11 protein-coding genes are annotated in these 13,461 nt (G+C 68.7%); 4 read left to right on the top strand and 7 right to left on the bottom strand.

The window, feature by feature from the left end:
* Nucleotides 1-5: 5 nt before the first annotated feature.
* From ABD022_RS10925 to ABD022_RS10900, 6 genes are all read right to left on the bottom strand, one after another.
* The gene (locus ABD022_RS10925; protein ID WP_325124458.1) at nt 6-1,706 is read right to left on the bottom strand and encodes a cbb3-type cytochrome c oxidase subunit I; all 1,701 of its coding nucleotides are present in this window, start codon (nt 1,704-1,706) and stop codon (nt 6-8) included.
* 13 nt (nt 1,707-1,719) lie between these two features.
* Nucleotides 1,720-2,259, bottom strand: a complete 540-nt coding sequence (locus ABD022_RS10920) for a cupredoxin domain-containing protein (RefSeq protein ID WP_325124459.1) — start codon at nt 2,257-2,259, stop codon at nt 1,720-1,722.
* A 10-nt stretch (nt 2,260-2,269) separates the two neighbouring features.
* Nucleotides 2,270-2,425, bottom strand: a complete 156-nt coding sequence (locus tag ABD022_RS10915) for a hypothetical protein (protein ID WP_325124460.1) — start codon at nt 2,423-2,425, stop codon at nt 2,270-2,272.
* 206 nt (nt 2,426-2,631) lie between these two features.
* On the bottom strand, nt 2,632-4,080 hold the full coding sequence (locus tag ABD022_RS10910; protein WP_343821325.1) for an efflux transporter outer membrane subunit: 1,449 nt from the start codon (nt 4,078-4,080) through the stop codon (nt 2,632-2,634).
* Entirely contained in the window at nt 4,077-7,196 is a 3,120-nt protein-coding gene (locus ABD022_RS10905) for an efflux RND transporter permease subunit (RefSeq protein WP_343821323.1), read from the bottom strand. Before ABD022_RS10905 ends, ABD022_RS10910 begins: the two co-directional genes overlap by 4 nt.
* Before the next feature lie 8 nt (nt 7,197-7,204).
* The gene (locus ABD022_RS10900; protein WP_343821321.1) at nt 7,205-8,326 is read right to left on the bottom strand and encodes an efflux RND transporter periplasmic adaptor subunit; all 1,122 of its coding nucleotides are present in this window, start codon (nt 8,324-8,326) and stop codon (nt 7,205-7,207) included.
* A 195-nt stretch (nt 8,327-8,521) separates the two neighbouring features.
* On the opposite strand from ABD022_RS10900, the gene ABD022_RS10895 reads away from it, so the two are divergent.
* On the top strand, nt 8,522-9,157 hold the full coding sequence (locus tag ABD022_RS10895; protein ID WP_343821320.1) for a TetR/AcrR family transcriptional regulator: 636 nt from the start codon (nt 8,522-8,524) through the stop codon (nt 9,155-9,157).
* A 78-nt stretch (nt 9,158-9,235) separates the two neighbouring features.
* Here the strand turns inward: ABD022_RS10895 and metK are convergent, their stop codons facing one another.
* Nucleotides 9,236-10,399, bottom strand: a complete 1,164-nt coding sequence (gene metK / locus ABD022_RS10890) for a methionine adenosyltransferase (protein ID WP_325124465.1) — start codon at nt 10,397-10,399, stop codon at nt 9,236-9,238.
* Between the two features lie 289 nt (nt 10,400-10,688).
* On the opposite strand from metK, the gene ABD022_RS10885 reads away from it, so the two are divergent.
* The 3 genes from ABD022_RS10885 to dapF all read left to right on the top strand — a co-directional run bounded on the left by ABD022_RS10885 (nt 10,689) and on the right by dapF (nt 13,447).
* Nucleotides 10,689-11,555 (top strand): lysophospholipid acyltransferase family protein, encoded by an 867-nt coding sequence (locus ABD022_RS10885; RefSeq protein ID WP_325124519.1) that lies wholly within the window; start codon nt 10,689-10,691, stop codon nt 11,553-11,555.
* 41 nt (nt 11,556-11,596) lie between these two features.
* Nucleotides 11,597-12,487: a lysophospholipid acyltransferase family protein gene (locus ABD022_RS10880; RefSeq protein ID WP_325124466.1), complete on the top strand. Its 891-nt coding sequence runs from the start codon at nt 11,597-11,599 to the stop codon at nt 12,485-12,487.
* Nucleotides 12,488-12,559: 72 nt separating this feature from the next.
* Nucleotides 12,560-13,447 (top strand): diaminopimelate epimerase, encoded by an 888-nt coding sequence (dapF, locus tag ABD022_RS10875; protein WP_325124467.1) that lies wholly within the window; start codon nt 12,560-12,562, stop codon nt 13,445-13,447.
* Nucleotides 13,448-13,461 lie beyond the last annotated feature (14 nt).

The raw sequence follows: 13,461 nt of genomic DNA, 5'->3' as shown, positions 1-13,461 counted from the left end.
GCTCCTTAGCTCAGGCCCCACAACTGGCTGAGATACTTCCAGTTGATGAAGTAGTACAGAACGAAGGCCAGGAGGAAGACCATGGCCAGCACGAAGGTGCCAGGCGCGACGAACCCGGCCGACCCGTACGTCTGGGCCGCCGCGGTCGGCGCGGCGCGCGGCACCGGGGTGAAATGCGGGCTGACCTGGCCGGCATCGAGCCGCTTGCCGAACAGCAGGGAGCCGATCACGAGATAGACGAAGAGCGCGCCGCCGATGATGGCGACGACCCCGCCGATGCCCACCAGCCCCATCATCAGGTAGGCCGAACCCGGCCATTCATAGGCCAGCGCGTGGCCGCTGAAGGCCATGTCCCAGTGGCGGCGGGACACGCCCAGGGTGCCGGCGCCCATCATCACCAGGCAGAAGAAATACATCGCGAAGCCGAAGAGGTAGGGCTGGATCCGCGCCAGGCCGGGCGAAACGATTTCGCGCCTGAACAGCACCGGGATCAGGAAATAGGTCAGGCCCATGAAGGTCAGCGTCGACCCGACGACGACGGTCGCGTGGAAATGACCGGGCACGTAGATGGTGTTGTGGATCAGCAGGTTGAGCTGCTCGGTGCCCATCATCACGCCGGAAATACCACCCAGGAACCCGAAGCCGACCAGCGAGATGAACACGCTGGAGAACACCGGGTTGCCCCAGGGCGCCTTGCGCAGCCATTCGAACAGGCCCTTGTTGTAGCCCCGGGCGCGCTGCGCGACTTCCATGGCGCCGGGAATCGACAGGGCATGGATCATCGAGGCCAGCACGGCGAAATACATGAAATAGCTGGTGTTGACGATTTTCCATTCGGTGCTGACGCCCGGATCGGCCAGGATGTGGTGAGCGCTGGCAAGCTGCAGGAACAGGATGTACAGCAGGAAGGCGCCGCGGCTGACGCGCTCGGACATGGGCTTGGCACCGAAGGCGATCGCCGCCACGGCATACCAGATCGAGATGTGGGCCGCCACGTTGATCTGCTGGGACGAATGGCCCAGCGCCCACCAGATCACCCGGTACACCAGCGGGTCGACGTTCTTCAGCACGCCGACGGACATGAAGAAGGTGGGGATCAGGATGATGGCGCCGGACAGCAGGGTGAAGACGGCGATGATCGCGGCCGTCATCGCGCCGAACGTCACCAGGGGCACCGAGCCTTCGTAGGTCTTTTCCCGCTTGGCGACGACCATCGTGCCGAAGAACACGCCGCAGGCAATCAGCGCGCCGACGGCGAACACGATCAGGCCGAGATAGAACGACCAATGGGCCATCATGGGCACATAGGACGTCATCATCACGCTGGAATCGCCCCGGAACACGGCGATGTTGTTGATCACGGCGCCCGCGAGCATGAGCGCATAGGCGAGCCATGCGAGCCGCGGGGTGGCGATGCGGCAGCGCAACAGGGTCGATGCGGCGAAATACAGCACCGCGATCTCGAAAAAGAGCATCCAGTAGATCAGCATGTCGAGGCCGTGCGCGGTGAGCACCATGTAGAAGGTGTCGGCGGGCAGCCAGTGCACGGCGGGCCAGCGGGTAAGCACCACGCCGATGGCCAGCAGGCCCCCGACGAGCAGCGCCACGATGGCCGTGACGGCGTTGATCTTGATGAGTTTTTCGGCCTGGTCCTCGAACTGCAGTCCCGAGCGCGGACACGTGCGATAAGTGGTATGGGTGGCCATATCGATCCCCGCTTTACTTGACGTACAGGCGGCTCACCATTTCATGGTGGCCGATGCCGCAATATTCGTTGCACACGATGGAAAAGGTGCCCGACTCGTTTGGCGTGATCTTGATCACATGCTCGTAGCCCGGCACCACCTGGATGTTCATGTTCACGGGCTGCAGGGAGAAGCCGTGGTTGTAGTCCATCGCGGTCAGGTGGAGCTTGTAGGTCTTGCCCTTTTCGAGTTCCAGGATCGGCCACCAGCTCCAGAGACGGGCGATCAGGTAGACGTCGGATCCTTCGGGGGGCGCCACCACGGGGATCTTCTGCTCGGTTTCGGTGCGGACCGTCCATTTGTCCACGAAGGCCTGCGTCTGGGCCATGAACTTCGCGGGGTTGGTCTTGTAGGTTTCGGTCGCCAGGTTCTGCTTGCCGTAGACGTGCCAGAACACCATCATGAAGAACATCACCATGCACCAGACGAACGCGATGATGATCCAGGTGGTTTCCAGACGGTCGAGCGGGTGCTTCCACCACAGCCGCTCCGACGGGGGGAGGATTGCGCTCATGGGGGCTTCCTTATTTGGCCGCGGGAATGGTCAGGATGTCGATGAATCCCCAAAGGTTGTAGATAACCATGGGGATGATCACACCCAGAAACAGCAATAAAAAGGGGCTGTCCAGCAGTTGCTGGATGAGCGGCACTTTTTCGTCCTCGTCATCATGGTGATCCATGCCTGTCTCCTCTTGGGGCAATCTCCGGGGGCTTTTAATTGTTGGTGTGAAAGCCCGATGAATATCCATGCCGGAGTGATGTGATTGTCCAGACCCGAAGTGAACGGCGCCATGATTCACATCAATTTCGCAAAATGATTCTCCGGCGGCCCGCGTGAAAGCCGCCGGGCCGGCTGCAAGAAGGATGGGGCAATCCGGCGCGCGGCCTACGCCGGCGCGCCCAGGGCATGGAACAGGCGCACGGCGTCCAGCAGCCGCTGGGCGCGGATATCCAGGGCGTCCAGTTCCGCCAGGTCGGCCTGCCGGTCGGCCGCGCGGGCGGCCGACGGCGGCACAGCGCCCAGCGCCGCGCGCCGCGCCGCGTCCGCGGCAACGCCGCGGGCCGCACCGGCGGCGGCATCCCCGGCCGCCTGGGCGGCACCCGCCTGCTCCAGGGCCGACAGGGCGTCGGCCACCTCGCGGAAGGCGGCCAGCACCGTGCTTCTGTAATCGTCCTCGGCCGCGGCATAGCCCTGCAGGCTGGCGCGCCGCTGCGCCCGCAGCGCGCCGCCGTGAAACAGCGGCGCCGTCAGACCGCCGGCCAGGCTCCACAAGGCGCCTCCGGGCGACCATGCGGAAGACCAGTCGTAGCCACCGCGCCCCATGGCCGCCGTCAGCGTCAGGCTGGGAAACAGGTCGGCGCTGGCCGCGCCCGCATCGTGGGCAGCCGCACGCAGGGCGGCCTGTGCCGCCTGGACATCGGGCCGCGCGGCCAGCAGCGCGGATGGCACCAGGACGGGGATGCGCGCGGGCAAGGCCAGCCGCTCGAACGGGATGGCTTCGGGCGCCTGGTCGGGCGTGCGCCCGAGCAGCACGGCCAGGGCATGCCGGATCGCCAGCGCCCTGGCCTGCAGGCCGGGGATCTGTGCCGCCACGGCCTCGGCCTGGCGACGCGCGTCCAGGACGGCGGCGCGCGGTGCGGCGCCCAGGGCCTGGCGCCGGGCGGACTCCGCCTCGTCGCGCCGCAATCCGTCGGCCACCGCTTCCAGGATGCGCAGGCGGACCTGCAGCGCGGACAGGGTCAGTGCGCCGGACACCACGTTCGCCGCCAGCGCCTCGCGGGCGGCGCGCCACTGGGCCGCCTGCTGCTCCACCCGGTCGGCCAGGGCGCGGTTGCGCTCGCGGATCGAGCCGAACAGATCGAAGGCATACCGGACCTGGGCCTGGCCGACGAAGGTGTCGTAGATCGACGTGCGCGGCAGTTCGGGCAGGGGCGGCGGCAGTTCCAGCGGCAGGCCCAGCGCGCGCTGGCGCGCGGCCTGGGCGCCCAGATCGACCGAAGGCAGTTCCGTGGCGCCCGTCTGCGCCCGCAGCGCCTCGCGCGCCGCCTCCAGGCGTCGGCGCGCGGCGGCGAGATCGGGATTGGCCGCGCGTGCCTCGGCCACCAGCGCATCCAGTTCGGGCGCCCCGAACGCCGTCCACCAGGACGCATCGGGCGCCCATGCCGCGACCAGATCGGGGCTGCCAGCCGGCGCGGCGTCCGGTGCCGGGCCGGCAACATAGCGTACCGGTTCGGGCATGGCCGGCGGCTTCCCCGAAGGCCCCAGGGCGCAGCCTGCCAGGACCAGGCCCAGCGCGGCCAGCGCCGCCATCCGCATCCCGTGCCATCCATTCATCGGATTTCTCCCGACGCGCGGCCCGCGTCCGGCGCCCCGTCTTCGTCCCTGATCCGGAACATCAACGCATACAGGGCCGGCAGCACGAAGACCGTCAGCACGGTGGCGCTGGTGATGCCGCCCATCAGGGCGGTTGCCATGGGACCGAAGAAATCGCTGCGCAGCAGCGGGATCAGCGCCAGCACGGCGGCGGCCGCCGTCAGGGTGATCGGCCGGAAGCGCCGCACGGTCGCGTCCACGATCGCATCGATGCGGCGATGCCCGGCGGCGATGTCCTGTTCGATCTGGTCCACCAGGATCACCGAATTGCGCATGATGATGCCGAACATGGCGATCACTCCCAGCAGCGCGACGAAGCCGAACGGCTTGCCGAACAGCAGCAGCGCCAGGACGACGCCGATCAGCCCCAGGGGCGCGGTCAGGATCACCAGCACCACGCGGGAAAACCGCTGCAGCTGGATCATCAGCAGCGTCAGCACGGCCACGATCATGATCGGCACTTCGACGCTGATCGAGGCCTGGGCCTTGGCGCTGTTTTCCACCGCGCCGCCGGCTTCGATCCGGTAGCCCACCGGCAGGCCGGCGCGGATGTCCGCGAGCCGCGCATCGACGGCCCGCGTCAGGTCGATGCCCTCGGCACCCGGCGCCACCTCGGCGCGCACGGTGATCGTGGGCTGCCGGTCCCGTTCCCAGATGATGGCCGATTCCAGCCCATCGCGCAGCCCGCCCAGCGACTCCAGGGGCACGGGCCCCCGGGGCGAGGGCAGGGAAAGTTGCGCCAGCGCCCCGGGACCTGCCCGCTCGGACTCCGGCGCACGCAGATCGATGCGGATCAGGCGGTCGCCCTCGCGGTACTGCGACACGGGGCGGCCCGACAGCGTCATGGCCAGGAAATCCGCGATGTCGCGCGAAGCAACGCCCAACCGCTGGGCGGCCTGCTGGTCGACCTCGAAATGCGACGCGCGGGCCGACGGCTCGTCCCAATCGAACTGCGTGTTGCGGGCGCGGGGGTCGGCACGCAGCACGGCGGCGACGGCCTCGGCCGCCTGGCGCACGCGGGGGATATCGTCGCCGCTGACGCGGAACTGGACGGGAAAACCGACGGGCGGTCCCGACTCCAGGCGCGAGACCCGCCCGCGCACGGCAGGGAAATCGGTCCTCAGCACCGATTCCAGCCAGGGCTTGAGCGCTTCCCGGTCCTCGATGGATTTCGCCGTCACCACGTACTGGGCGAAGTTCGGGGACGGCAGCTGCTGGTCCAGCGGCAGGTAGAAGCGCGGCGCGCCCGTGCCCACGAAGCCGACCGCGCGCGCCACCTCGGCACGGCCATCCAGCAGCGCTTCCAGGCGCCTGGCCTGCGCCAGCGTCGCCTCGAACGAGGCGCTCTCGCGCAGGCGCAGGTCCACCAGCAATTCCGGCCGCGCGGAATCGGGGAAGAACTGCTGCGGCACCAGCCGGAACCCCGCCAGCGCTGCCGCGAACAGCACCAGCGTGGCTGCGACGACGGCGCCGCGGCGGCGCACGCAGGCATGCAGCCAGCGCCGCAGCCGGCGGTAGAAAGGCGAATCGTAGATGTCCCGCTCCGGCGCGCCGTCCGCGGGTCCGGGATGCGCATGCGGCCGCAGCATGGCATGGCCCAGCAGCGGAATCAGGATCACGGCGGCCAGCCAGGACACCAGCAGCGAGATCGCCGACACCTGGAAGATCGAGCGCGTGTATTCCCCGGTGTTCGAGCGCGCCAGGGCGATCGGCAGAAAGCCCGCGACCGTGACCAGCGTGCCCGTCAGCATGGGAAACGCCGTGCTGGTGTAGGCGAAGGCCGCCGCGCTGAGACGGTCCCATCCCTGTTCGAGCTTCACGGCCATCATCTCCACCGCGATGATGGCGTCGTCCACCAGCAGGCCCAGCGCCAGGATCAAGGTGCCCAGGGAAACCTTGTGCAGCCCGATGCCCATCCAGCCCATGGCCAGCGCCGTCAGCGCCAGCACCACCGGGATCGAGATCACGACCACCATGCCCGTGCGCAGCCCCAGCGACACCAGGCTGACCAGCAGGACGATGGCCACGGCCTCGCCCACGGCGCGCAGGAATTCGTCGACCGAAGCCGTCACGGCATCGGGCATGCTGGCAACTTCTTCCAGCGACAGGCCCGCGGGCAGCCGGTCCCTCAGGCCATCCACCGCGTCCTGCAATGCCCGGCCCAGCACCACCACATCGTGCCCCTCGGCGGCGGTCACGCCGATGCCCAGCACCGGCCGCCCGCCATGCCGCATCTGCGTGGACGGCGGATCCACCGTGCCGCGCCGGATTTCGGCGATGTCCCCCAACCGCACCAGCCGGCCGTCGACGGACACCAGTGTGTCGGCCAGATCGTCCAGGCTATGGAACTGCCCCGTGGGGCGCACGTACAGCCGGTCGGACGCGGTCGCCATCACGCCCGGATCGGCGACGGCATTGCGCGCGGAGATCGCCTGGGCGATCCGGGCGGGAGACAGGCCGGACTGCGCCATGACGGCATTGGGAATGCGCACTTCGATGCGCTCTTCCTGGTCGCCGAAATAATCGACCTTGGCCACGCCCGGCACCCGCAGCAGCACGGTGCGCAGGATGTCGGCCTGATCGCGCAGCTGTGCCGGCGTGTAGCCGTCGCCCGCCAGCGTGTAGATGTTGGTGTACACATCGCCGAACTCGTCGTTGAAGAACGGCCCCGCCACCCCCGCGGGCAACTCGGCGGCCATGTCGCCGATCTTCTTGCGCACCTGGTACCACTCTTGGGGCACCTTGCGGGCATCCACCGCCTCGCTCATGAAATAGAAGACCGTCGACTGCCCCGGGCGCGAATAGCTGGTGGTGTAGTCGCGATGCGGCATTTCCTGCAGCTTGCGCTCGATGCGGTCGGTGACCTGCCGGCGCACCTGCTCCGCCGTGGCCCCGGGCCACAGGGTCTGGATCACCATGACGCGGAAGGTAAAGGGCGGATCCTCGGACTGCGCCAGGCGCAGGCCGGCCAGCGTGCCGGCCGCCACCATGACGGCAATCAGGTAGATCACCAGCGAACGATGCAGGATCGCCCAGCGCGACAGGTTGAATCGCCCCTCCGCCGGATGGGCCGGCACCGGCCCGTTCACCGGCCATCCCCGGCCGGCGCGGCGGCATGGGGCCGATAGGGCACCGTCTCGACACGCTGCCCTTCGGATACCGTATGGGCGCCCTGGGCCAGCACGACCTGCCCCGGTTCGATGCCGCCGGAGACCGTGACGGTGTCGGCACCATAGGCGGCAACCTCGACCGTCCTCAGGGCCAGCGCGCCATCGGCGCCCACGACCCAGACCGCGGGATGGTCTCCACGATGGAACAGCGCCGTGGCGGGCAGCGTGTAGCGGGCCCCGGAAGACTCGTTCGTCCGGAAGCGGACCGTCGCCGTCATGCCCTGGCGCAGCGCCGGATCCACCGCATCGAGCCGCAGCTTCACCCGGAACCCGAGGGTCGCGGGGTCGGCGGCCCGGGCGACTTCACGCACGCGGGCAGGCAGGCGCGTGCCCGGCATCGCCACCGGTTCGATCTCGGCCTGCTGCCCGGGCTCGATGGCCGCCACCCGGCGCGCGGGCAGGTCGGCAACCACCTCGAGGCCATCCCCCCAGGCCAGCGTATAGACGGGCTGTCCCGCGGCAACGTTCTGGCCCGTCCGGGCCTGCTCGGCAACGATCACGCCATCGTGCCCGGCCGTCAGCTGCGTATAGACCATCTGGTCTCGCGCATGCGCCAGGCCCTGCCGGGCCTGTTCGTACTGCGCCCGCGCCTGGGCCAATTGCCCGCGCGTCTGCTCCGCCTGCGACTGGGCGATCAGCCCTTCGCGCCCCTGGGTCCGGTCACGCCGCCATTGCCGCTCGGCCACGTCCAGCGCCTCGCGGGCGGCCTGGTACAGCGCCTGCGCCGATTCCAGATTCTGGCGCCAGGGGTCGGGGTCCAGTTCCGCCAGCACCTGGCCGGCGCGAACGGCATCGCCCAGGCCCGCATGGCGCTGCAGGATCAGCCCGGCCTGCCTGAACGACAGCGGTGTGGATTCGGGTGCGGCGATCATGCCCGGAACCGTCCAGACGGCGGCCTGCGCATCCGGCCGGACCGTGATGGCCGGTGCCGGGCGCGGCGGCGGCTCGGCCGGCTCGCGGGCGCCGCAGGCAGCCAGGACGGCGCAGGCGGACGCCAGGGCCAGGCGGTACGGCAAACGAGCGAGGGTGTCTTTCATGTGCATCCCGGCGAGTGTCGGACGAGGGATACGGCCAATGGCGCCCCGCCCGCACGAGCGCCGGCCGCCATGCCGTTGGGCAGTTTATTTCAATGCATATATGAATTCAAATACATTTATGTATTTGAATGGGTCCGGAGCCTGCAGGCCCCCGCATGCGCGGACCTTCCCGTTTGTTTCTACAATCCGGACATCATGAAAACGAAAAACCGCCTGACCCGCGAGCAGAGCCGGGAACAGACCCGGCAGCGCCTGCTGGATGCAACCCGCATCCTGTTCGCCGCACAGGGCTATGCCGCCACCAGCGTCGAGCAGATCGCCCTGGAAGCCGGCTACACCCGGGGGGCTTTCTACTCCAATTTCCAGGACAAGGCGGACATCTTCCTGACGCTGCTCCGGCGGGAACACGAACGCATCATGGGGGAACTGCAGGCCGTGCTGGACGAGCCCGCCCCGGAAGGCGTGCAAGGCCCGCCATCCCCGGACCTGCTGGAATCGCGGCTGCTGGCGCGCTACGCCCGGATGCACCAGGACACGCAGCTGCTGGCGCTGATGCTGGAGGCCCGGCTGCACGCGGCACGGGATGAGGCCTTTGCACCCCATTTCCGCCGCTTTCGCGAAGATCTGCTGCAGGCCGTGGGCGACTATGCCCGGACGTTCGCGCAGCGGGCCGGACTGACGCTGTCGATGAGTCCCGAAGACCTGGCCTTCGGTTTCATGGCGCTGTGCGACGGCTGTGCGCTGCACCGGCTGGCGGGAAGCCCGCCGGGCGACGAGGACATCGAGCGCATCCTGTGGGCCTTCATGAAGCGGATGGCGTTCGAACCCTGAGCCGCCCGCCGCAGCCGCCGGCCGGAAGAAAAACGGCCCGCCGAAGCGGGCCGCCGTTGGCGTCAGGCTGCGGTTTTCTCAGGCAGCGGCCTTCAGGACCTGGACCTTGTCGGTGGCTTCCCAGCTGAATTCCGGCTCGCTGCGGCCGAAATGACCGTAGGCGGCGGACTTGGAATAGATGGGACGCAGCAGGTCGAGCATGTTGATGATGCCCTTGGGACGCAGGTCGAAGTGCTCGCGCACGAGGCGCGCGATCTGGTCGTCGGGGATCACGCCGGTGCCTTCGGTGTAGACCGTGATGTTGATCGGCTCCGCCACGCCGATGGCGTAGCTGACCTGCACCTGGCACTGGCGCGCCAGACCGGCGGCAACGATGTTCTTGGCCACGTAGCGCGCGGCATAGGCGGCGGAACGGTCGACCTTGGACGGGTCCTTGCCGGAAAACGCGCCGCCGCCGTGCGGGCAGGCGCCGCCATAGGTGTCGACGATGATCTTGCGCCCCGTCAGGCCGCAGTCGCCCTGCGGGCCACCGATGACGAACTTGCCGGTGGGGTTGATCAGGAATTTGGTCTTGTCCGTGAGCAGGCCGCTGGCGAAGACCGGGCGGATGATGTGCTCGATGGCGGCGTCGTGGATTTCCGCCTGGGAGATGTCGGGATGATGCTGGGTGGACAGCACCACGGTATCGACTTCGGCCGGCTTGCCATCGACGTAGCGGAAGGTGACCTGGGACTTCGCATCGGGGCGCAGCCAGGGCAGGCGGCCATCCTTGCGCAATTCGGCCTGGCGCTGCACGATGCGGTGGGCATACCAGATCGGCGCGGGCATCAGGTCGGGGGTTTCGTCGCAGGCGTAGCCGAACATCAGGCCCTGGTCGCCGGCGCCCTGATTCAGGATTTCTTCGGGAGAGCGGTCCACGCCCTGGGCGATGTCGGGAGACTGCTTGTCGTAGGCGACCAGCACCGCGCATCCCTTGTAGTCGATGCCGTAATCGGTGTTGTCATAGCCGATGCGGCGGATCGTATCGCGGGCGATCTGGATGTAGTCGACGTTGGCGCTCGAGGTGATTTCGCCGGCCAGCACGACCAGGCCGGTGTTGCAGAGGGTTTCGGCGGCGACCCGGGAATTCGGGTCCTGCTCGAGCAGCGCATCGAGGATGGCGTCGGAGATCTGGTCGGCGACCTTGTCGGGGTGCCCTTCGGAGACGGATTCGGAGGTAAAGAGAAAATCGTTGTTTGCCACAGCGATGCGTCCTGTAAAAACGCCGGGTTCACCGGCGCGAGGTTGAACGAAACGCGTTGCACCTCTTCAGGATATCGGGGCGCGACGCTTTAGCGGGAAAATGCCCGGCCAGGCGGATCGGCCGGGTGATCGCTCCGCAAGTTGTCGGTTAACTCAGCGATCCCTGCCATTTTAAGCGAAAATGGAGTCCGTCCGAAAGAAAGCATATGCCCCGGTGTGGTGTTTGCACGGCCCCCGCCCCTGCGCGGGCCTGGCCGCCACGCCGGAACAGATCGCATCCCCATCCTTCATGCTGCTGTTCCTCGTCCGCCTGCTGGCCGCGCTGCCCCTGTCCTGGCTCCAGGCCACCGGCCGGCTGCTCGGCACGGTTGTCTACCTGTTTCCGGGCCGCTACCGCCGCCGCCTGCAGGCCAATGCCGCCCAGGCGGGCTATGCCGACCCGTCCTTCGCCCGCCGCGCCGCCGCCGAATCCGGCGCCATGATCCTGGAAATCCCCAAGGTCTGGTGGCGCACGCCGCAATGCCTGGCCCTGACCGGAGGCGACCAGGAAGACGTGGTGCGCGGCGCCCTGGCCGAAGGCCGGGGCGTGCTGTACCTGACGCCCCACCTGGGCTGTTTCGAGATCACCGCGCGCCACCTGACGCAATATGGGCCGCTGACGGTGATGTTCCGCCCATCGCGCAGCCCGCTGCTGGACCCCATCGTCGAATCCGCCCGCGACATGCACAATCTGCGCGCCGTGCCCGCCAACCGCAACGGCGTGCGCGAATTCGTGCGCGCCCTGAAACGCGGCGAGGCCGTCGGCATGCTGCCCGATCAGGTGCCGCGCGAAGGCGACGGCGTCTGGCTGCCTTTCTTCGGCCGCCCCGCCCTGACCATGACTCTGGCCGCGCGCCTGGCCCTGCAGACAGGCGTGGCCGTGATCCTGACGGCCGGCGAGCGCCTGCCGCACGGACGCGGCTGGCGCATCCACTACCTGCGCCTGCCCGAGCCGCTGCCCGGCGATCCGGCCGCGCTGGCCGCCGCCATCAACCAGGCGATGGAGACCCTGATCCGGCGCTTTCCGGAACAATACCTGTGGAGCTACAACCGCTACAAGGAACCGGACGACGCCCCGCCCCATCCCGACCGGCCCACGCCCCATGAACCGGTCTGACCGCCCCCGCACCGGCACCGTCCCCACCCGATTCCCCGACCATGGCCTTCGATAAGAAACCCCTGCTGCGCGCCGTTCTGGGCCATTTCGGCCGCTGTTCCACCCGCGCGCGGCTGCGCTGGGGACGCATCCTGGGCTGGCTGACGCCGCGCCTGCTGCGCTCGCGCGCCCACATCGTCCGGGTGAACCTGGAACGCTGTTTTCCCGCCCTGTCGCCGGCTGACCGCGATGCCCTGGCACGCCGCCATTTCCGCCTGCTGGCCCAGTCCTTCGTCGACCGGGGCCTGTGCTGGTTCGGCACGCCCGAGCGCATCCTGGATACGGTCGAGTTGCACGGCGAGCACCACCTGCAGGCACTGCTGGACCAGGGGCGCCGCATCCTGATGTTCGCCCCGCATTTCATCGCCCTGGATGCCGCCGCCACCCGCCTGACCCTGTTCCTGAAGGAATCGGCCACGCTGTATACGCGCCAGAGCGACGCGGACGTCGACGAGATCGTGCGCCTGGGGCGCGGGCGCTTCAACCAGGTCCACCTGGTCAGCCGCCACGACGGCGTGCGCGGCCTGATCCGGCACCTGCGCAAGGGCATCCCCGTGTACTACCTGCCGGACATGGATTTCGGCCGCCAGGGCAGCGCCTTCATTCCCTTCTTCGGCGTGCCTGCCGCCACCCTGCTGTCGGCCGCGCAGATCGCGGCTTCCTGGGATGCCGCGGTGGTGCCGGTCATCAGCCGCCTGGACCCCGAAACGGGCCGCTACCGGGTGGACGTCGGCCCGCCCGTCGGGAATTTCCCCGGCGATGACAGCCCCGAAGCGGCCACCGCCCGCCTGAATGCCCTGATCGAGGCCGAAGTCCGGCTCGATCCGGCCCAGTATTATTGGGTGCATCGGCGTTTCAAGACGCGGCCCGAGGGCGAGGCGGGGTTCTATTGATCCGGGCGCGCACCCGCCCGGCCGTGCCTCCGGACCACACGGGAACGGGATGAGAGCCACCGGGGCCCGCTTTTGCAGGATAATGCGGCGATGATCTGGAATTTCACCAAAATGCACGGCGCGGGCAACGACTTCGTCGTCCTGGACGGCGTGCGCCAATCCATCGACATGACGCCCGCGCGGGCGCGGGCCCTGGCCGACCGCCACTTCGGCATCGGCGCCGACCAGATCCTGCTGGTCGAAGAGCCCCTGCACCCAGATGCGGACTTCCGCTACCGGATCTTCAACGCCGACGGCGGCGAAGTCGAGCACTGCGGAAACGGCGCGCGCTGCTTCGTGCGCTTCGTGCACGAGCAGGGCCTGTCGCGGCGCAACCCGTTGCGCGCCGAGATCGCCACCGGCCTGATCGTGCTGCACGAGGCCGACGACGGCCAGGTCGGCGTGGACATGGGCCGCACCGCCTTCGCGCCTTCCGACCTGGGCTTCGATCCTGCCGGCCTTGAAACCCGTGCCTGCGGCCAGGACACCCTGTACCGGCTGGATCTTCCGCCCGAGGCGGGCGAAGCCTGGTGCTCGCTGGTGGCAATCTCCAACCCGCACGCCGTGGTCCAGGTCGACGACGTGGACACGCATCCGGTCGCCCGCATGGGGCCGGCGATCGAATCCCACCCCCGCTTCGCCCGGCGCGTCAACGCCGGCTTCATGCAGGTGGTGGACCGCCACCACATCCGGCTGCGGGTCTACGAGCGCGGCGCGGGCGAGACCCTGGCCTGCGGCACCGGCGCCTGCGCCGCCGCCGTCGCCGGCATCCGGCGCGGCCTGCTGGACAGCCCGGTGCGGGTGGACACCCGCGGCGGCACCCTGCGGATCGAATGGGACGGCCACGACCTGCGCATGCAGGGTCCGGCCGTCACGGTTTTCCACGGCCAGATCGACATCGACGCCCTTACGGCGGCCTAGGCCCCGTTCACCCC

The organism is Castellaniella daejeonensis (assembly GCF_039523555.1).
GTDB classification, from domain to species: Bacteria; Pseudomonadota; Gammaproteobacteria; order Burkholderiales; family Burkholderiaceae_B; genus Castellaniella; species Castellaniella daejeonensis.
The sequence above is the reverse complement of the archived record's forward strand: the minus strand, read 5'-3'. Positions and strand labels throughout refer to the sequence as shown.

Excerpts from the sequence above, each read along its gene's own strand:
- ABD022_RS10885 (WP_325124519.1), top strand. The coding sequence starts at position 10,689 with ATGCTGCTGTTCCTCGTCCGCCTGCTGGCCGCGCTGCCCCTGTCCTGG.
- ABD022_RS10895 (WP_343821320.1), top strand. The coding sequence starts at position 8,522 with ATGAAAACGAAAAACCGCCTGACCCGCGAGCAGAGCCGGGAACAGACC.
- ABD022_RS10900 (WP_343821321.1), bottom strand. The coding sequence starts at position 8,326 with ATGAAAGACACCCTCGCTCGTTTGCCGTACCGCCTGGCCCTGGCGTCC.
- ABD022_RS10920 (WP_325124459.1), bottom strand. The coding sequence starts at position 2,259 with ATGAGCGCAATCCTCCCCCCGTCGGAGCGGCTGTGGTGGAAGCACCCG.
- ABD022_RS10915 (WP_325124460.1), bottom strand. The coding sequence starts at position 2,425 with ATGGATCACCATGATGACGAGGACGAAAAAGTGCCGCTCATCCAGCAA.
- ABD022_RS10925 (WP_325124458.1), bottom strand. The coding sequence starts at position 1,706 with ATGGCCACCCATACCACTTATCGCACGTGTCCGCGCTCGGGACTGCAG.
- ABD022_RS10880 (WP_325124466.1), top strand. The coding sequence starts at position 11,597 with ATGGCCTTCGATAAGAAACCCCTGCTGCGCGCCGTTCTGGGCCATTTC.
- ABD022_RS10910 (WP_343821325.1), bottom strand. The coding sequence starts at position 4,080 with ATGAATGGATGGCACGGGATGCGGATGGCGGCGCTGGCCGCGCTGGGC.